The 19,565-nt window shown below is 69.7% G+C and carries 15 protein-coding genes; 7 read left to right on the top strand and 8 right to left on the bottom strand.

The features are described from left to right. Positions 1–8: 8 nt before the first annotated feature. The 3 genes from E3T48_RS07325 to E3T48_RS07315 all read right to left on the bottom strand — a co-directional run bounded on the left by E3T48_RS07325 (position 9) and on the right by E3T48_RS07315 (position 2,771). Positions 9–677 carry an HAD hydrolase-like protein gene (locus E3T48_RS07325; protein ID WP_241986706.1) on the bottom strand — a complete coding sequence of 223 codons (669 nt, stop codon included), beginning with the start codon at positions 675–677 and terminating at the stop codon, positions 9–11. A 135-nt stretch (positions 678–812) separates the two neighbouring features. Continuing rightward, entirely contained in the window at positions 813–1,508 is a 696-nt protein-coding gene (gene nucS, locus E3T48_RS07320) for an endonuclease NucS (protein WP_134523302.1), read from the bottom strand. 9 nt (positions 1,509–1,517) lie between these two features. After that, positions 1,518–2,771 carry an MFS transporter gene (locus E3T48_RS07315; protein ID WP_134523300.1) on the bottom strand — a complete coding sequence of 418 codons (1,254 nt, stop codon included), beginning with the start codon at positions 2,769–2,771 and terminating at the stop codon, positions 1,518–1,520. Between the two features lie 156 nt (positions 2,772–2,927). Between E3T48_RS07315 and E3T48_RS07310 the strand changes: the two genes are divergently transcribed. Continuing rightward, positions 2,928–4,346, top strand: a complete 1,419-nt coding sequence (locus E3T48_RS07310; protein ID WP_134523299.1) for a pyridoxal phosphate-dependent decarboxylase family protein — start codon at positions 2,928–2,930, stop codon at positions 4,344–4,346. Between the two features lie 36 nt (positions 4,347–4,382). Here the strand turns inward: E3T48_RS07310 and E3T48_RS07305 are convergent, their stop codons facing one another. Both E3T48_RS07305 and E3T48_RS07300 read right to left on the bottom strand, forming a co-directional pair. Beyond that, positions 4,383–6,368, bottom strand: a complete 1,986-nt coding sequence (locus tag E3T48_RS07305) for an APC family permease (RefSeq protein WP_134523297.1) — start codon at positions 6,366–6,368, stop codon at positions 4,383–4,385. A gap of 145 nt (positions 6,369–6,513) precedes the next feature. Next, positions 6,514–7,161 carry a TetR/AcrR family transcriptional regulator gene (locus tag E3T48_RS07300; RefSeq protein WP_198417637.1) on the bottom strand — a complete coding sequence of 216 codons (648 nt, stop codon included), beginning with the start codon at positions 7,159–7,161 and terminating at the stop codon, positions 6,514–6,516. A gap of 182 nt (positions 7,162–7,343) precedes the next feature. On the opposite strand from E3T48_RS07300, the gene E3T48_RS07295 reads away from it, so the two are divergent. Together E3T48_RS07295 and E3T48_RS07290 are read left to right on the top strand one after the other, a co-directional pair. After that, complete coding sequence (locus E3T48_RS07295) at positions 7,344–8,939, top strand: oleate hydratase (protein ID WP_134523293.1); 1,596 nt, start codon at positions 7,344–7,346, stop codon at positions 8,937–8,939. Positions 8,940–9,156: 217 nt separating this feature from the next. Next, on the top strand, positions 9,157–9,714 hold the full coding sequence (locus E3T48_RS07290; RefSeq protein WP_134523291.1) for a hypothetical protein: 558 nt from the start codon (positions 9,157–9,159) through the stop codon (positions 9,712–9,714). A gap of 48 nt (positions 9,715–9,762) precedes the next feature. On the opposite strand, the gene E3T48_RS07285 is transcribed toward E3T48_RS07290, so the two are convergent. Beyond that, entirely contained in the window at positions 9,763–11,094 is a 1,332-nt protein-coding gene (locus tag E3T48_RS07285; RefSeq protein ID WP_255455820.1) for an MATE family efflux transporter, read from the bottom strand. Positions 11,095–11,675: 581 nt separating this feature from the next. Between E3T48_RS07285 and E3T48_RS07280 the strand changes: the two genes are divergently transcribed. From E3T48_RS07280 to E3T48_RS07265, 4 genes are all read left to right on the top strand, one after another. Further along, positions 11,676–13,640 carry a M13 family metallopeptidase gene (locus E3T48_RS07280; protein WP_134523289.1) on the top strand — a complete coding sequence of 655 codons (1,965 nt, stop codon included), beginning with the start codon at positions 11,676–11,678 and terminating at the stop codon, positions 13,638–13,640. An 87-nt stretch (positions 13,641–13,727) separates the two neighbouring features. After that, entirely contained in the window at positions 13,728–14,636 is a 909-nt protein-coding gene (locus E3T48_RS07275; protein WP_134523287.1) for a serine hydrolase, read from the top strand. 124 nt (positions 14,637–14,760) lie between these two features. Further along, positions 14,761–16,275, top strand: coding sequence for a purine-cytosine permease family protein (locus E3T48_RS07270; protein ID WP_134523285.1), 1,515 nt, complete (start codon positions 14,761–14,763; stop codon positions 16,273–16,275). Then, on the top strand, positions 16,272–16,877 hold the full coding sequence (locus E3T48_RS07265) for a cysteine hydrolase family protein (RefSeq protein WP_134523283.1): 606 nt from the start codon (positions 16,272–16,274) through the stop codon (positions 16,875–16,877). The genes E3T48_RS07270 and E3T48_RS07265 overlap by 4 nt, the downstream gene beginning before the upstream one ends. An 80-nt stretch (positions 16,878–16,957) precedes the next feature. Here E3T48_RS07265 and E3T48_RS07260 read toward each other — a convergent pair whose 3' ends face one another. Further along, positions 16,958–17,173 carry a YbdD/YjiX family protein gene (locus tag E3T48_RS07260; RefSeq protein ID WP_134523281.1) on the bottom strand — a complete coding sequence of 72 codons (216 nt, stop codon included), beginning with the start codon at positions 17,171–17,173 and terminating at the stop codon, positions 16,958–16,960. After that, positions 17,173–19,455, bottom strand: coding sequence for a carbon starvation CstA family protein (locus E3T48_RS07255; protein WP_134523279.1), 2,283 nt, complete (start codon positions 19,453–19,455; stop codon positions 17,173–17,175). Before E3T48_RS07255 ends, E3T48_RS07260 begins: the two co-directional genes overlap by 1 nt. Positions 19,456–19,565: the final 110 nt, after the last annotated feature.

The raw sequence follows: 19,565 nt of genomic DNA, 5'->3' as shown, positions 1-19,565 counted from the left end.
CGGTCGGGTCAGCCGAGCAGGAGCTTGGCGAGCTGGTCGACCGAGTAGACCGTCGCGGTCGCGGCGGCGGCCTCGGCGGGGGAACCGTAGCCCCACTCGACCAGGATGGTGGGAACGCCGTGGGCGGCGGCACCCTCCGCGTCGTAGCTGCGGTCGCCGACCATGACCGGGGCCGCAAGGTTGGCGCCGACGGCGCCGAGGCGGGTCAGCGCCTCTTCCACGATGTCGGCCTTGGAGCTTCGCGTCTCCGTGTCGGAGGCGCCGACCATGACCGTGAAGTACCTGGCGAGGTCGAAGTGCTCGAGGATGGCGATGGCGGCGTGCTCCGGCTTGCTCGTGGCCAGGGCCATCGGGATCTTCGCCTCGTGGATGCGCTCGAGCAGGCCGGCCACGCCGGGGTACACGGCCGTGTCGAGCATGTGTTCGCCCTGGTAGTCGGCCCGGTAGACGGCAAGGGCCTCGAGGGCTTCATCGGGCGTCATCCCGGCGTATTCACGGAAGGCCGCGAGCAGGGGCGGGCCGACGTAGGCAAGGAGTTCGGAGGCCGGCGGAACCGGGCGGCCGAGGAGGGCGAAGGTGCGGGCCAGGGAGTTGGTGATGGCCGGGGCGGAGTCGGTGATCGTTCCGTCGAGGTCAAAGAGGATGGCGCTCCAAGTGCGCGTCAATGTCGAATTCACTCGCTAATCCTAGGCGGCATTGACGCAAAGTCGTGCACCGGAAAGTGAGAACGGAAGTTTATTCCTGTTTCGCCGTGGCCGCCAGCCTCTTGCGCAGTGTGTCGCGGTTCCGTGGTCGGCAACTCGCGTCCGGGCCTAGAACAGCCTGGACTGGGTGTCGTCGAGGCCGCGCATGGCGTCGTAGTCGAGCACCAGGCAGCGGATGCCGCGGTCTTCGGCCAGGGTCCTCGCCTGCGGTTTGATGATCTGCGCCGCGAACACCCCGGCCACCGGGGCGAGGTGCGGATCCCTGTTCATCAGCTCGAGGTACCGGGTGAGCTGCTCGACCCCGTCGATGTCCCCGCGGCGCTTGAGCTCGACCGCGACCGAGCCGCCGCCGGCATCCCTCGCCAGGATGTCGACCGGGCCGATGGCGGTCATGTACTCGCGGCGCACGAGCGTGTGGCCGTCGCCGAGCAGGTGGATGTGCTCGGCCAGCAGCTTCTGCAGGTGCGCCTCGACGCCGTCCTTGATCAGACCGGGGTCGATTCCCAGCTCGTGGGCCGAATCGTGCAGCACCTCGTAGATGCTGACGATGAGCTGGTCGGCGGTCTTGGCGTGGGTGACCGTCCAGACCTCGGTGACGCCGGCATCCGCCTGATCGTCATCGGGCTCGTCGACCGCGAGGGCGCACGGCGGGCTCATCCAGTTCAGCGGTTTGTAGGAGCCGCCGTCGGAGTGCACGAGCACGCTGCCGTCCGACTTGAGCATGAGCAGGCGGGTGGCGAGCGGCAAATGCGCGTTGAGCCTTCCGGCGTAGTCGACGGAGCATTGGGCTATTACGAGGCGCACCGTTCGAGCTTAACCGGAGACGTGGCGGGTTTCGCGCGCGGCGGGCGCGGCGAGGCCGGCGAGCACCATCAGCGCGAGGATCAGGAACAGGGCGTTGAGGATGCCCCAGGCCTGGCCGAGCAGGCCGAGCACCGGAGGTCCGACCAGAAACGCGAAGTAACCGATCATGGCGACCGCGCTCACCCGCGCGGCGGCGTTCTTCGTGTCGTCGGCGGCGGCCGACATGCCTACCGGGAAGCCGAGCGAGGCACCCAGCCCCCAGAGCACGGTGCCGCAGTAGATCAGAGCGTGGCTGGGCGCCAGGATGAACAGGAGCAGGCCGAGCACGCCGAGCACCGCGCAGCTGCGGAGAACAGGCACTCGTCCGAAGCGGTCGATCACGGGGCCGCCGAGCACTCGGCCCACGGTCATCGCGGCCACGAACACGCCGAAGACGATCGCGCCCTCAGTGTTGCTGAGGCCGTGGCCGTCGACGGAGGCCAGGGCCAGCCAGTCGTTCGCCGAGCCCTCGGCGAAGGTCATCCCGAGCACGATCGTGCCGATCAGCAGGATCTTCGGGTCCGCCCAGACGATGAGGCTCTCTCGCAGCCGCTCACGCCGGCTCTTCGGGGACGCGGCGGGCGAGGCGGCCGCGGTTTCGGCCCGGGGATCGAGCTGCGGGATGTACCGCACGGCGACGAGCGCGGTGGCGAGCACGAGGATCGCGATGCCGACGAGGTGCAAGTGAACCGGTAGCCCGATGAGGGAGGCGCCGGCACCGACGAGGGCGCCGACCACGGTGCCGAGGCTGAAGCAGGCGTGCATCAGCGGCATCAGGGTCTTGCCGATCTCGCGCTCGGCCGCGGCACCCTCGACGTTCATCACCACGTCGAGCGAGCCGATGCCGAAGCCGACGAGGGCCAGACCGACGAAGACGAAGGGGGCCGAGGTGAGCAGGCTGGCGCCGCCTCCGACGAGGGTCAGCCCGACGACGGAGAGCGAGGCGCTGAGCAGCATCGCCCGCCGCGCGCCAAACCGGCCGAGCATCCAGACCGCGGCGACCAGGCCGAGCACCGACCCGGCCGAGAGGCCGAAGATGAGGATGCCGACCTCGGCGGTGCTCAGCTGCAGACCATCGCGCGCGGCCGGTATCCGGGACATCCAGGTGGCAAGGGTGAGCCCGCTGATGAAGAAGATGACGAAGACCGCGTTGCGCCAGGCGAGAAGGCCGCGGCCGGCCGTGCTGGGCGTGGTCGTTCCGGTCGGCTGTGCGGGCTGGGGCACGGGGAGTCCTTGGTGGGTCGGTGTGGCGGGTCTGGTGCGGCCGTCGTCGGCGGGCGGGACGCTTGGTGCCGAGCGGCGGAATCGGGCCGGATCGGCGCATCCGTCCCCTCCAAAACTAGCCGACCCGATCGACTCGCGGAGGGCTAAACTGGCGCCATGTCTGCCCAGCCGGACGCCTTCGAGGCGGCATTGCAACGGGCGAGAGTGCACACCATGGCGTGGCTCGCGTCCGTTCCCGCCCGCCCGATCGGCCCCGCAGTGCACGCCGACGCCCTCCTGGCCGGATTCGCAGCGCCGCTGCCGGAGCACCCCACCGATCCGGCAGCCGTCATCGACGAACTCGCCCGCCTGACCGAACCGGGCCTGATGGCGATGCCGTCCGGACGCTTCTTCGGTTGGGTGATCGGGGGGACCCTTCCCGCTGCGCTCGCGGCCGACTGGCTTGTCAGCGCCTGGGACCAGAACGCGGGCATGCGGTTTGCCACTCCCGCCGTCGCGGCGGCGGAGGAGGCGGCCGCGGGGTGGCTGCTCGACCTCCTCCACCTGCCGGCCGGTTCGGACGTGGGCTTCACGACCGGCGGGACCACCGCCAATTTCGTCGGCCTCGCCGCGGGCCGGCAGGCCGTGCTGGACGGGGTCGGTTGGGACCTGTCCGGCCTGGGGCTGGCCGGGGCGCCGCGCATCCGGGTGTTCGCGGGAGCCGAGCGGCACGATGTCATCGACCTGGTGCTGCGCTACCTCGGGCTCGGCGCGCCCATCCTCGTCGACGCCGACGACCAGGGCCGCATCCGCCCCGACGCGCTGGCTGCGGCCATGGACGGGGCCGGTCCGGCCGGTCCGGCCATCGTCTGCCTGCAGGCCGGCAACCTGCACTCGGGGGCGTTCGACCCGATGGAGGCGGCGATCGCCGTGGCGCACGAGCGCGGGGCCTGGGTGCACGTCGACGGCGCCTTCGGCCTCTGGGCTGCGGCCAGCCCGCGCTACCGCGGGGCCCTGGCCGGTCTCGAGCTCGCCGATTCGTGGGCGACCGACGGGCACAAGACGCTCAACGTGCCCTACGACTGCGGCATGGCCATCGTGGCCAGGCCCGACGTCGTGCGCGCGGCCTTCGGCGTGCACACCAGTTACCTCATCACCGACGACACCGGCCCGGGCGATCCGTTCGACAAGGTCCCGGAACTCTCCCGCCGCGCCCGGGGCGTCACCGTGTGGGCCGCGCTCCGGTCGCTCGGCCGGGCGGGCACCATCGCACTCGTTGAGCGGCTGGCCGACCGGGCGTCCGAACTCGCCGCCGGGATCGCCCGCATCCCCGGCGCCGAGGTGCTGAACGACGTGGTCTTCACCCAGGTCAGTGTCAGCTTCGGCGACGACGAGCGAACGCGGCGGGTGACCGCGGCGTTGCTCGCCGGCGGCGTGGCCTGGATGTCGGGGTCGCGCTGGCACGGCCGGGACGTGCTGCGCATCTCGGTGAGCAACTGGTCCACGGATGCCGACGACGTCGCGCTCTCGCTGGCCGCGCTCGCGCAGGCGGTCGCGGACGTCGATGCCGCTTCGTCCCGGGAATCGGCTGACTGACGACGTGGGCGCGGCGGCATCCGTCTGTGGGCCGGCTCAGCCCCCGCCGACGTGGATGCCGGGCCGGCGGGCCGGGTCGGGCTCGCTGGTGCGGAGGATCTCGCGCACAACGGGGGCGGTGTCGCCCTGCCCGAGCAGGAGGTAGCGGAAGAGGTGGCCGAGCGGGTTGCCCTCCGACCACTCGAAGTAGGCGTGCGGCCGCACGCCGGCGGCGTCCCGGAGCGCCAGCAGGATGGCGGCGATGGCGTTCGGGGCCGCCGGGCTCTTCGCCCGCAGCACCCGGTAGCCGTCCGCCTCGACCCCGCGAACCTGCAGCCGCTCGCTGAAGCCGGACGGGTCGACGACCTCGATCTCCAGGAACATGACGTCGGCCGCACCGGGAACCGGGTTCATCCCGCGCTGCTCGCGCTCCTTCTGCGCGTAGTCGCCGCGGGCGCCGGCCGCCCGCTTGTGTGCGATCAGGTTGAGGGCCCCGTCGTGGTCGAGGGAGTCCCGGATGTACCGCCGGGCCGTCTCGTCGAACTCGACCTGCTCCACCCGGAGCTCGGTCGTGCGCGATACCCGCGAGATCAGGGACACGGTGACGATCCCGGCGATGAAGAACGCCGAGATGGTGATGCCGTCCGGCTTCTCGATGATGTTCGCGCCCAGGGCATAGAGGAGCACGAAGGTGAGCACACCGAAGGCGACGCTCGCTCGTCGCTGCCGCCGCCGCACCGCGGAGATGGTCACCGCGACCGCCCCGGACACCATCATCGCCAGGATGCCGGTGGCGTAGGCCCCGGCCTGGGCGTTCACGTCCGCGTTGAACCCGATCGTGATCAGGATGCTCACGCCGGTGTAGACCAGCACGACCGGACGCACGGCCCGGCTCCACTCCGGGGCCATGCCGTAGGACGGAAGGTATCGCGGGACGATGTTGATCAGGCCGGCCATCGCCGACGCCCCCGCGAACCACAGGATCAGGATGCTGCTGACGTCGTAGACCGTGCCGAACACGTTGCCGACCCGCTCGTGCGCGAGGTAGGCGAGGGCGCGCCCGCTGGCCGCCCCGCCGTCCTGGAACGCCTCCGGCGGGATGAGCACGGTGGTGACCAGGCTGCTGGCCAGCAGGTAGAGGCTCATGATGACGGCCGCGGCCGTGAGCAGCTTGCGGGTGTTCCGGATGCGCGACGCCAGCCGCTCTTCAGGGGTGGCGCCTGCGGCGGCGACGAGCGGCATCATGCTGACCCCGGTCTCGAAGCCGGACAGGCCGAGCACGAGCAGGGGGAACGCGATGATCGCCGGGCCGGCAATGTCGCCGAAGCCAGTGCCGCGGGCGGAGAGGGCGTCGGTCCAGCCGGACAGGGCGCCGGGTTCGGTGAACACGTCGTACAGGCCGACGCCGATCACGATCCCGTTCAACAGCAGGAACAGGGCAACCAGGGGGATCGCGACCGAGACCGCCTCGCTGAAGCCGAGCAGGAAGACCCCGCCGAGAATGAGCAGCAGCACCACCGTGATGGTCACGGCATGCCCCTGGAGGAAGTCCGGCGCGTAGGGGTTCTCGAGAAGGTGCACCGTGGCATCCGCCGACGACAGCGTGATCGTGATGATCCAGCTCGTGGCGACGAAGCCGAGCAGCACGAGCACGAAGACCTTCCCGCGCCAGAACGGCAGCAGCCGCTCCAGCATCGCCACCGACCCCTGGCCGCGCGGGCTCTCCTTGGCCACCCGTCGGTACATCGGCAGCATCCCGAGCAGAGTCAGGGCGACGATCAGCAGCGTCGCCAGCGGTGAGAGGGCGCCGGCCGCCAGCGCCGCGATCCCGGGAAGGTAGGACAGGGTCGAGAAATAGTCGACACCGGTCAGGCACATCACCTTCCACCAGGAGTGGGTCGCCGTGGTGTCCTCGCTTGTCTCCGGCCCAACCGGCTGCACCCGGTTCTGAAGCAGCCAGCGCGTGAATCCGCTGGCCGGGGTGAGGGTGCGCGGCGGCCGCGGCACGCTCGCGGGGATCAGCGGTCCGGCTGGTGGCGTCATGGTGTTCTCTCCCGGGTGGTATTCGGCCTGCCTCGGGGTTCGGTGGAGCCCCGTCGGCCGATCACTATTCTCGACCAGTCTGCGCAGTTTCGCGCCCATGCGCGCCGCGGTGATGCGCCCACGCCGTCCGGCACCACAGTCGGTCTCACGCCGGCGCGAGCACCCCGTACAGCAGCACGTCGACGTGTGCGCGCAGCGTCCCCGGCAGGGCTCGCGGGTCCTCGCGCCCGAGGCTGACGCGGATCAACTCCATGTGCAGCGTCGAGAACATGGTGCGCGCCGCTCCCCGCAGGTCGACGCCGCTCCTCACCCGGCTGACCAGCGCGAACCGAGCCAGGATGTCCGCGATCGCGTTCTCAAGTTCCGAGATGCGCGCGAGTGCCTCGGCGCGGTACGGCCCCCGCTCGCTTCCGAAGAGGATCTCCCGCTGGTAGACCGCGGTGTTCTCCGGGAATTCCAGGCTCAGGTGGATCTGTGGCGCGAGCAGCGCCATGATTGCGTCGACCGGCGAGTCGCCGGCCTCGGACGCGAGTACACCCTCGCGGGTGGCCAGTCGCATCTGCTCGTTCAGCACCATCATCAGTAGCTCAGCCTTGGAGCTGGCGTAGCGGAACAACGTGCCCGTTCCCACATCCGCCCGGTCCGCAACCATCTGAGTCGTCACTGCCGAGTACCCCAGCCCGGTGAACAGCGAGGCAGCCGCCACGAAGATCCGGTGCTGCTTGTCCGCCTTGTTGCGTGCCCGCCGGTCGATCGTGATCGGCGTTCGGGGAGGCCCTTCGGCGGGTGTCACGGGTGGTGCTCCTTCCAGGGGAGCCGATGGCGGCCGCCTGCGGCGCGCATCGTTCCCGTCTGGATATGAAACTAACATACGGACTAGACTCCGAAGTGAGTACAGTCCGAAATTCAGCGGTCAGGCGATCGAGCACCGTCACGTCGTCGCACGCCGCCGCAGACCGACCGAGAGGGAAGACCATGAGCATCGATCCGAAGAGGGCCCACCTGTGGATCGTGGGTGGAGGCATCGCCGGCATGGCGGCCGCCGCCTTCGCCATCCGCGATGCCGGCGTTCCCGGCGAGAACATCCACATCCTCGAGGAGCTCGAGATCGCAGGCGGGAATATGGATGGGGCGAGGTCCCCCGTGGAGCCGGGCGCCTACGTGACCCGCGGCGGTCGGATGTTCGAGGAACAGGCGTATCAGACCACCTGGGACCTCTTCTCCACGATCCCCTCGCTTGAGGACCCGGAGGTCACCGTCCGCCAGGAAATCATCGACTTCAATTCCACGTTCACGACCCGCGCCCGTGCGCGCCTGGTCGACGCGCGGCACCATATTCTGGACGCCTCGAGCTACGGCCTGAGCAATCGCGATCGTCTCGATATGACGCGCCTGCTCGGCATGAGCGAGAAGACCCTCGGGGCTCGCCGCATCGACGAGATCTTTGGCGACCACTTCTTCGAGACCAACTTCTGGCAGATGTGGCGCACCATGTTCGCGTTCCAGAAATGGCACTCGGCGATTGAGCTGCGGCGCTACTTCCTGCGTTTCGTTCAGGAGTTCGACCTCCTCGACACGGTCGGCGGGGTCTGCCGGACCAAGTACAACCAATACGACTCGATGATCGTGCCGCTGCAGCGCTGGCTCGCGGCCCAGGGCGTCGACGTCCGCTTCGGCACTCGCGTCACCGATGTCGACTTCGCAGGCGCAGATCAGTCGCGGCGCGCCACGCGCCTGCACGTCGAGGACTCGGCCGGCGCCTCGACGATCTCACTCGGCGGGAGCGACTACACGTTCCTCACCATCGGATCCATTACCGCCGACGCAACCTACGGCGGCAACGACACAGTGCCGCCGCTGATCCGCGACCGCGTCGACCATGCGTGGTCGTTGTGGGAGGCGATCGCCAAGAAGGCCCCCGACTTCGGGCGTCCGAACACCTTCGCCGGAAACATCGACGAAAATAAGTGGGAGTCGTTCACGCTGACCATGCACAGTGATGTGCTGATCAACCGCATCATCGAGTACACGGGCAATGAACCGGGCACCGGGGCGCTGACCACGTTCACCGAGTCGGGCTGGCACCTGTCGATGGTCGTGCCGGCCCAGCCGCACTTCCCCAACATGCCCGAGAACACATACACGTTGTGGGGTTACGGCTTCGAGATCGACGACGACGGCGACTTCGTCAAAAAGAAGATGTCCCAGGCCACCGGCAAGGAGGTTCTCACCGAGCTGGTCCACCAGCTCGGCTTCGAGGACATCCTCGACGAGGTACTCGAAACCACCGACGTCACCACAGTGATGATGCCGTACGCCTCGGCGCTGTTCAGCCGGCGGGTACCCAAGGACCGTCCCAAGGTCATCCCCGACGGCTCGCAGAACTTCGCGTTCCTCGGTCAGTTCACCGAGCTCGCGAAGGATGTCGTTTTCACCGTGGAGTACTCGATCCACGGCGCCATGCACGCGGTCTACCAATTCTTCGCTGTCGACCGGCCGATCCCGCCGATTTACGACGGCCTGCGGGATTCGAAGGTTGCGATCCAGGCAGTCAAGGCCGCCTTCAAGTAGTCCGGATGGGGCGACGGGCCGATGCCGTGGATTGCTGAGCTCGGAGCAGCTTCCACGGCGCCTTCCTCACCCGCTTTCGGACCCTGAGCGCGCCGCGGACAGCGAGGCGCCCGAGCACGACGATAATCGTCCTGTACCGGTCGGCACCCGGCCCACTGGAGCAGAGAGGCCCGCGGATCAGGAATTTTCCCGGACTCGCCGCCGGAAAGTGAAGTCCATGCCAAGCATCCCCACCACCCGGGTCGCCGTTCGAGGCGTCTGGGAGGGCGACACCCCGGACTACGGCAACGTCGTCGACGCCGAGACCGCCGGCCGGCTGCTCACCGACCTCGTGCGCTCCGCGCTCGAACTGCTCGAATACCGCCGGCTCGCCTGGGAGCCCGACGCGATCCAGCTCGTGTCGAGCGACCGGGCCGCCTACCTCAGGTTCCGGGTGGCCGACGAGCGCACGGCGGATGTCGCGGTGCAGCTGTCCCAGGCCCTCGCCGCCCACGCGGCCGACGGGCTGAACCTCGGCCGCATCATGGGGGCCAACCCGCCGTGGCGGTCGGTGCGCATCCTCGTGCTCGCCGACGAGGACGGCGTCGCGACCACACGGCTCGACCTCGATCCGGAGGGGGAGTGCCGGGTGTCCTGGTACGGCCCCTTCGGCAGCGCCCGCTTCACCGAGATCGCCGTCGGGTTCGCGCTGTTCCTGACCCACGTCGTCGCGAACGTGTTCGACGACGACGACGGGAGTGAGACGTTCGAGGAGTCCTTCGACTGGGTCGTCTGACCCCGACCGTCGCAAGCAGCGAGCATCCGCCCGTCCCGGCCCCGCGCTTCAGTGCGCCCCGACCACCATCCAGTTCGAGGCGCGGGCGCGCAGTCCCAGGGTGACCGCGCGGGCTCCGAGATAGCCGAGGGCGAATGCGGCCATCAGCCAGGCCAGCCCGGCGGCCCCGGATGGCGCCCAGACCAGCACGCCGACGGCCAGCGGAACGAACGCGGCCAGGTTGACGACGCCGGTGACGGCGAGGTAACGCGCGTCGCCCGCGCCGATCAACACGCCGTCGAGCACGAAGACCACGCCGCCGAGGGGAACGGACAGCCCGAGCACGACCAGTGTGGCCGGGAGCAGGGTCTTCACCTCCGCGGCGTTCGTGAACAGGGCGCCGAGCACGCCGTTGGCGGCTATCACGATCAGCCCGAGCACAGCGCCACTGAGCACGCCCCACTCGAGGCAACGCCGCAGCACGGCCCGCACGCCGGCCAGGTCGCCGGCGCCGAGGCCCCGGCCGACCAGCGCCTGGGCGGCGATGGCCAGGGCGTCGAGCGCGAACGCGAGGGTGGCGAACAGGGTCATCGCGATCTGGAAGGCCGCCAGCTCGGGTGAACCGAGGTTGGTCGCCACGAACACCGCGAGCAGCATCGCCGCGCGCAGGCTCACCGTGCGCAGGAAGAGCCAGCCGCCGCTGGACGCCCCGCGCAGCACGCCCGCCCGGTGCGGCCGCAGCCCGGCACCCTCGCGGCGGGCGTGGCGCACCACGACCACGAGGTAGACGCCGACCATCGACCACTGGGCGACCACGGTGCCGAGCGCCGAACCCACGATGCCGAGACCGAGCCCGTAGATGAACCACAGGTTGAGCAGGATGTTGGCGGAGAAGCCGAGCCCGGCCACCCAGAGCGGGGTGCGGGTGTCCTGCAGCCCGCGGAGCAGGCCCGTGGCCGCGAAGACGAGCAGCATGGCCGGGAGTCCGAGCATAGACAGGCCGAGGTAGCGGGCGGCGGCGTCCGTCACGGCCGGCTCGGCTCCGAAGGCGCCGACCAGAGCCGGGGCGGTGAACCAGCCGGCCGCCGCCAGCAGCACGCCCAGGCCGAGGGCGAGCCAGAGGCCGTCGATGCCGACCGAGACCGCGCGCCCGCGGTCGCCGGCGCCGAGCCAGCGGGCCACCGCGGGAGTCGTGCTGTAGGCGAGGAACACCATCAGGCCGATGACTGTCTGCAGTACCGCGCTGGCCAGCCCGAGCCCGGCCAGCGGAACAGTGCCGAGGTGCCCGACCATCGCGGAGTCGGCCAACAGGAACATCGGCTCGGCGATGAGCGCGCCCACGGCAGGAACGGCGAGGCGCAGGATCTCGCGGTCGATGGGCTGCGGGCGAAGGATGGTGATGCTCCAGACTAGCTGTCGGGCCGCGCGAGGTCTCGACCGTTTCGACCAGGGCCTCGACGGGCTCAGTCGCGGGCGCAGCCTCACCCGCCGGTGATCGAGCCAGTCGAGATCATCACGCCGCGAGCCCGCGAACGTTTTCGCAGACCGCCCCCGCGGCCGCAGTCGCGGGCTGCCAGCGCGGGCTGCCAGCGCGGGCTCACAGGGCCGCGGCGGTAGCGGGTTGCCGAAACCGGCGCGGCCTGGGGCGGAGCGTGCGGGCATCCGGGTCTCGACGGGCTCGACCGCCGGGGCTCGACCGGCGGCCACGGGTGTTCCGAATTCAGGAGAACAGCCCGCATCCAACGCCTTGGCCGGCATCCGTCGCACTGCTCCAGGTTCTACACCTGAATTCGGGACAGTCCTGGCACGGTGCCCGGTGAGGAACTTGAGGGACGGGGCTCGAGCGACGGGGGCTCGAGCGACGGGGCTCGGGCGCCCGGGGCTCGACCACCGGTCCGAGGAGCTCGACAGGCGGCTGGGAGGGTGCCCAGCGCTCAGTCCGGGGAGGCCGATCGGCCCGGCGCAGCGAATAGGGTGGAGGCATGACTGAGCAGGGGACCGCATCCGGAATCGACCGCGACGAACTCGACCCGGGCGTGCGTCCACAGGATGACCTGTTCCGCCACGTGAACGGCAAGTGGATCGACCGCACCGAGATCCCGGCCGACAAGGCCCGCTGGGGTTCGTTCTACCTCCTGGCCGAGGAGTCCGAGAGGGCCGTGCGCGAGATCATCCTCGAGGCCCAGTCGGCCGAGCCAGGCACCGAGGAGCGCAAGTTGGGCGACCTCTACGCCAGCTTCCTCGACGAGCAGAAGGTCGAGGCGCTCGGCGCCACCCCGCTCGCCGACGACCTCGCCACCGTCGACGGCATCTCCTCCATCCCCGTGCTGCTCGGCACCCTCGGCCGGCTGGAACGCGCCGGGGTCGCCGGCGCGTTCCAGCTCTACGTCGACAACGACCCGGGAAACCCGGAGCGCTACCTCGTCTTCGTCGAGCAGGCCGGGCTCGGCCTGCCCGACGAGTCCTACTACCGCGACGAGACGTCCGGCGCGATCCGGGTGGCCTACCAAGCCGTCATCGAGCGGATGTTCGGCCTCGCCGGGCTGACGGACGCCGCGGCCAGGGCCGGCCGGGTCTTCGACCTCGAGACCGAACTCGCGACCCACCACTGGGACAAGGTCCGTTCCCGCGACAGCGAGAAGACCTACAACCTCAAGACCTGGGGCCAGGTCACCGCTCTCGCCGCCGGGGCCGACCTCCAGCTCTGGCTCGAGGGGTTCGACGCCCCGGCGGCCGCGTTCGACGAGGTCGTCGTGCGCCAGCCCAGCTTCGTCACCGGCCTGGCCGAGATGCTCACCGAGGACCGCCTGGAAGCCTGGCAGGACTGGCTGCGCTGGCAGATCATCCGTTCGAGCGCCGCGTACCTGTCGGCCGACTTCGTCGACGCGAGCTTCGACTTCTACGGCCGCACCCTCACCGGCACCCCTCAGCTGCGCGACCGCTGGAAGCGCGGGGTGTCGCTGGTCGAGGGTGCCCTGGGCGAGGCCGTCGGCCGCATCTACGTGGAGCGCCACTTCACGCCGAGTGCCAAGGCGAGCATGGACGTGCTCGTCGCCAACCTCGTCGAGGCCTACCGCCGGAGCATCGCCGACCTCGACTGGATGACCGAGGAGACCCGCGGCCGGGCGCTCGAGAAGCTCGAGAAGTTCACCCCCAAGATCGGCTACCCGGTGAAGTGGCGCGACTATTCGACGCTGGCCGTCGACCCGGGCGACCTCATCGCCAATGTGCGCAGGGCCAACGAGTTCGAGTTCCAGCGGGAGCTCGGCAAGATCGGCAACCCGCTCGACCGCGACGAGTGGTTCATGACCCCGCAGACCATCAACGCCTACTACAACCCCGGCTTCAATGAGATCGTCTTCCCCGCGGCGATCCTGCAGGTGCCGTTCTTCGACGCGGACCGGGATGCCGCGGCGAACTACGGCGCGATCGGCGCGGTGATCGGCCACGAGATCGGGCACGGATTCGACGACCAGGGTTCCAAGTACGACGGCGACGGGCTCCTCACCGACTGGTGGACCGAGGAGGACCGCGCCGCGTTCGAGGAACGCACCAGCTCGCTGATCGAGCAGTTCACCGCCCTGGCCCCCCGGCAGGTTCCCGACCACCACGTCAACGGCGCCCTGACGATCGGCGAGAACATCGGCGACCTCGGCGGCCTCTCGATCGCGTGGAAGGCCTACCTGATCTCCCTGGCCGGCGCCGAGCCGCCCGTGATCGACGGTCTCACCGGCGCACAGCGGTTCTTCCTGTCCTGGGCGCAGGCCTGGCAGCTCACGATGCGCGACGAAGAGGCCATCCGGCTGCTCGCGATCGACCCGCACTCGCCCAACGAATTCCGCTGCAACCAGATCGTCAGCAACATCGACGAGTTCTACGCCGCCTTCGGTGTGGCCGAGGGCGACGCTCTCTGGCTCACCCCGGAGAAGCGCGTCACCATTTGGTAGGGGTCTTCTCCGCAAGGAACCTCCAACCTCGTTGAGTTATGGTGTTGCCGGGCCAGCAGGTCCGGCGCACGGAAGGACCCGCATCCGGTGGTCAAGCCAACCCAGGGCTCAGGGCGACGGTCCCGTCACGCCTCCGCGCATCTAGGGAAGCACGGCGGGGCCCCGGCGAGCGTGAACTTCGGCCGCGGGTTCCAGGCCCTGGGTGACCTCGCCGTCAACGGGGTGCAGGTGTCGGCGCGCGCCACCGACCTCGTCACCGGGCGGGTGTTGTTCTCCGTCGACGACCATGTCGTGATGCCCACCGCCGGGATCGGCACCGTGCTCCTCCTGATCGAGGTCGCGGCCCGGCTGCGGGAGGCCGACTTCGGCGCCTACGCGATCCTCGACCGCACCCCGCTCGACTCGGTCGGCGGCTCGGGCATCTGGCAGCACCTGCAGGCCCCGTCGCTGCCGGTGGCCGACCTCGCCGCCCTGATCGGAGCCACCGGCGACAACCTGGCCGCCAATGTGCTCATCCGGGCGGTCGGCCTGGACGCCGTGCGCGCCCGCACCGAGCAGCTCGGCCTCTCCCGCACGGCGCTGCTCGACCTCGTGCGCGACGAACGCGGGCCGGACCACGCGCCGCAGCTCTCGGTCGGCAGCGCCAAGGACCTCACCTGGTTGTTCACGGCGCTCGCCCGCGGCGAGATCGTCGACGCCGCAGCCAGCGAACGGGTGATCGGCTGGCTCTCCCTGGGCACCGACCTGTCCATGGTGGCCGGCGCCTTCGGCTTCGACCCGCTCGCCCACCGACAGGGCGACCACGGCCTGCTGCTGGTGAACAAGACGGGCACGGATGCCGGCGTGCGCAGCGAGGTCGGGATCCTCCGCGGCCCCCGCGCGGGTGTCACCTACGCGGTGTCGATGTCGTTCGCCGACACGGCCCTCTCGGCCAGGCTCGCCGTGCTCGACGGCATGCGCGCGGTCGGCATGGACCTGCTCGAATACGTCCACTGACCGGCGGAAGTCCACGCGTGCTCCCGCCGGGTCGGGGCGTTCGCGCCCGGCCTTGACAGGCATCCGCGCGCCGCCCTAGTCTCCGCTGTAGAGGCTTTGGCAGGTTCGACGAGAGGACCTTCGCATGTCCACCCCATCCACGATCGGCGCCGACGGCGGGGCCACGGGTTCGGCCCTCGAGATCGAGCTGAACGGCATCAACGCGATCCCTTCGAGTGAGCACAAGGGGCACCCCAGGGACCTGTTCTGGCCCTGGTTCGCCGCCAACGTCTCGGTGCTCGGCATCAGCTACGGCTCCTTCCTGCTCGGCTTCGGCATCTCCCTGTGGCAGGCGACGATCGTGGGACTGGTCGGGATCGTCGTCTCGTTCCTGTTCTGCGGTTTCATCGCGCTCGCCGGCAAGCGCGGCCACGCCCCGACGATGACGCTCAGCCGGGCCGCCTTCGGCATCAACGGCAACCGGGTGCCGTCGGCGCTGTCCTGGCTGCTCACCGTGGGCTGGGAGACCGTGCTCGCCTCCCTCGCCGTGCTCGCCACGGCGACCGTGTTCACCGAGCTCGGCTGGGAGGGCGGCGTCCTGACCAAGGTCGTCGCGCTTGTGGTCGTCGCAGCGCTGATCGTCGTCGGTGGGGTGCTCGGCTTCGATTTCATCATGAAGCTGCAGAAGTGGATCACCATCATCACCGGCATCCTCACCGTGGTCTACGTGATCCTCGTCGCCGACCAGATCAACTTCGACACGCTTGCCGCGATCCCCGGCGGCGGCACCCCGCAGGTGATCGGCGCCCTCGTCTTCATGATGACGGGCTTCGGCCTCGGCTGGGTCAACGCAGCGGCCGACTACTCCCGTTACCTGCCGCGGTCGGCCTCGAGTACCGGCGTCGTCGCCTGGACCACCTTCGGCGCGTCACTGGCGCCGATCATCCTGCTCTTGTTCGGGCTGCTCCTGGCCGGTTCCTCCGCCGAGCTCAGCGGCGCGATCGCGGTCGACCCGATCGGGGCCCTCACCACGATCCTCCCGATCTGGTTCCTGATCCCGTTCGCCCTGGTGGCCGTTCTCGGCCTGGTCGGCGGCGCCGTGCTCGACATCTACTCATCAGGGCTGGCCCTGCTCACCACGGGCCTCCGGGTGCCCCGGTTCGTGGCCGCCGGGATCGACGGGGTGCTGATGGTGCTCGGCGCGATCTACGTGGTCTTCTTCGCGGGCAGCTTCCTCGGCCCGTTCCAGGGCTTCCTGATCACCCTCGGCGTGCCCGTCGCGGCGTGGTGCGGCATCTTCATGGCGGACATCCTTCTCCGCAAGAAGGGCTACGCGGTGAAGGAACTGTTCGACCCGGCCGGGCGCTACGGCAGCGTGCGGGTGCTCTCCATTGTGCTCATCGCGGCGGGATCGTTCATCGGCTGGGGCATGGTCACCAACGGCTTCGCCGACTGGCTCGCCTGGCAGGGCTACCTGCTGGACCCCCTCGGGCTCGGCGGCCGTGGTGGGGAGTGGGCCTTTGCCAACCTCGGCGTGCTCGCCGCGCTCGTGATCGGCTTCGGCGGCACCCTGCTCTTCGGTCGTGGCGCCGTTCGGGCGCAGGAGGCCCTGCCGGTCCCCGGCGAGGACCAGGCCGCCCAGGAGCTGCTGTCGGCATGAGCGCCGCACCGGGCGATTCCGCGGCCGGGCCCGCCGCCGGCCGTGACCACGGGTCGTGGCTCGTCCTGATCGACCTGCAGCGCATCTTCGGCGAACCGGGAAGCGACTGGTTCACGCCGCGCTTCGCCGAGGCCGCGGCGGGCGCCGCCCGGCTCCGGCCCGCGTTCGGCGCGCGGGTCGCCCTGACCCGGTTCCTCGCGCCCGAGAAGCCCGAGGGGGCCTGGATCCCGTACTACGAGGAGTGGCCGTTCGCGCTCGACCCGGCGAACCGTGCGCTCTACGACCTCGTGCCCGAGTTCCCGCCGCTGGACGCCCGGCTGATCGACCGGCCCACCTTCGGCAAGTGGAGCGCCGAGACGCGCGCGGCCCTCGACGACCCGGGGGAGATCGTGCTCGCGGGCGTCTCCACCGACTGCTGCGTGATCTCTACGGCGCTGGCCGCGGCCGACGACGGCGTGCGGGTGCGGGTGGTGGCGGATGCCTGTGCCGGCCTCAGCGACGCCGACCACCGGCGTGCGCTCGACGCGATGGCCCTCTACGCCCCGTTGATCGGCATTACCTCCGTCGAGGAGATCCTGGCCGAGCGCGCGGCGGCCGGCTGACGCACGGATGCCTTCCCGGATTGGCGGGGAGGCATCCGTTCTGGGCCCGCTATTCTGGGCCCGGGTTCAGCCGCGCGTGTTCAGCAGCACCGTCCCTGCGGGTTGGTGTCCTGGCGGTCGGTCTGGTCTCGCCAGAACTCGCGCTCGGTCATCACCGGGGGAGCGTCGGCCCCGGCGGATGGGTGCCTCGACTCGTGGTGGGCCTTGTACTTGTCGTAGGCGTCGTCGCCCATGACGCCCTTGACGAACCAGGCGAGGTCCCTGGCGCCCTTCTTGAGGAGCTCGACGGTGTTCATCAGCGCTTCGACCTCCCCGACTTCTCCAGCCTGGCCCGCGCGTCCCAGCGTGCGCCGAGTTCCTTCTCCGCCGGGGTCGGCAGGAAACCGGACGGAGCGAACATCTGCGACGGCACGGCCGGATCTTCGTTGGTGCCGAAGTCGCGGCTCTTCCACGAGCGCCAGGTGGCCTGGATCGCCGTGACCATCACGATGATGGCGAGCACCACGAACAGGATCGAGAGGATGCCCTGCACCATCGTGTTGCGCACGACGGCTTCCATCGCCTCGACGGTTTTGGCCGTGCCGAAGCTCGTCTCCCCGGCGGCCAGCGCTTCGGAGAACGCCCGGTTCTGGGCGAAGTACCCCACGGCCGGGATGGTGGAGAAGATCTTCAGGAACGACGCGGAGATGGTCACGACGGCGGCGAACGCCAGCGGCAGGGCCACGATCCAGAGGTACTTGAACATTCCACGCTTGGCCACGATGGCCATGCAGACGGCGAGGGCGATCGCCGCGAGCAGCTGATTCGCGATTCCGAAGAGCGGGAACAGGGTGTTGATGCCGCCGAGCGGGTCGGTGACGCCCATGATCAGCACGGCGCCCCAGGCCGCGACCATGATCCCGGTCGTGAGCCACGCGCCCGCGCGCCAGGAGGTGTTCTTGAACTTCGGGAAGAAGTTGCCGAGGCTGTCCTGGAGCATGAAGCGGGCCACCCGGGTGCCGGCGTCGACGGCGGTCAGGATGAAGAGCGCCTCGAACATGATCGCGAAGTGGTACCAGAACGCCATCATCCCGCTGCCGCCCACGACCTGCTGCATGATGTTGGCCAGGCCGACCGAGAGGGTCGGTGCTCCACCGGTGCGGGACACGATCGAGGCCTCGCCGACATCCTTCGCCGTCTGGGTGAGCACCTCGGGTGTCAGGTTGACACCGGTCAGGCCCAGGCTGTTCACGAATGCGACGGCGCCTTCGACGGTGCCGCCGGTGAGCGCCGGCGAGGAGTTCATCGCGAAGTAGATGCCGCGGTCGATCGACAGGGCGGCCACGAGGGCCATGATCGCGACGAAGGACTCCATCAGCATGCCGCCGTAGCCGATGAACCGGGTCTGGCGTTCCTTCTCGATCAGCTTCGGGGTCGTTCCGGAGGCGATCAGGGCGTGGAAGCCGGAGAGGGCGCCGCAGGCGATCGTGACGAAGAGGAACGGGAAGAGCGAGCCGCTGACGACGGGGCCACCATTGGCGGTGAACTCGCTGAAGGCCGGCACCGAGATCTCCGGGCGAACGATGATGATGGCGAGCGCCAGCATCCCGATCGTGCCGATTTTCATGAAGGTGGAGAGGTAGTCCCGCGGGGCCAGCAGCAGCCAGACCGGAAGGATCGCGGCCACGAAGCCGTAGACGATGATGCCGATCGCGAGCGGCACCGGGTCGACGTGGAAGAAGGCCGCGCCCCACTCGGTGTTCGAGATCATTCCGCCGCCGATGATGGCGGCCAGGAGCAGCACGAAGCCGATGATCGAGATCTCGCTGACCTTGCCCGGGCGGAAGAACCGCAGGTAGCAGCCCATGAACAGGGCGATCGGGATGGTCATCGAGACCGAGAAGACGCCCCAGGGGCTGGCCGCGAGGGCGTTGACGACGACGAGGGCGAGGATGGCGACGATGATGACCATGATGGCCAGGGTCGCGATCAGGGCCGCCGTGCCGCCGACCTTGCCGAGCTCGTCCCTGGCCATCTGGCCCAGGGAGCGTCCGCCGCGGCGCATCGAGAAGAACAACACGAGGTAATCCTGCACGGCGCCGGCGAGGACGACACCGAAGATGATCCAGATCGTGCCGGGCAGGTAGCCCATCTGGGCGGCCAGGACCGGGCCGACGAGGGGCCCGGCGCCGGCGATCGCCGCGAAGTGGTGGCCGAAGAGCACCCGGCGGTCGGTGGCCGCATAGTCCTTGCCGTCGGCCTTGTACTCTGCCGGTGTCGCTCGTCGGTCGTCCGGCCGGAGCAGGTGCTTCTGGATGTAGTTCGAGTAGAAGCGGTAGCCGATCAGGTAGGTGCACACGGCCGCGAAGACGAACCAGATCGCATTGACCGTTTCGCCGCGGACCACGGCCAGCATCACCCAGCTGAGACCTCCGAGCAGCGAGATGCCGCCCCAGAGGGCGATCTTCGCGGGGGTCCAATGGGCCTCCTCCGCGTCATGAGTGGTCTGGTCGAGTGCGACGGCCAGCAGGGCCGGATCCCGATCCAGCGCCTCTGCCCCCTCGGTTGAATCGTGTGGCGTGCGGGGCATGGTGCCCATGATCTCTCCCTTGAGGCCCCGCGAAGCGTGCGGGATTCCTTAGCAAGGCTAACAGCTTGTGAGGGATGCTCGGCGACCGTACTCGAGGCGGGTGGAGCGAGCGCCTAAAA

It is taken from the genome of Cryobacterium fucosi (assembly GCF_004403515.1).
In the GTDB taxonomy this organism is placed as follows: Bacteria; Actinomycetota; Actinomycetes; order Actinomycetales; family Microbacteriaceae; genus Cryobacterium; species Cryobacterium fucosi.
Note: the sequence above shows the minus strand (reverse complement) of the source record. Positions and strands in the feature narration are given on the sequence as shown.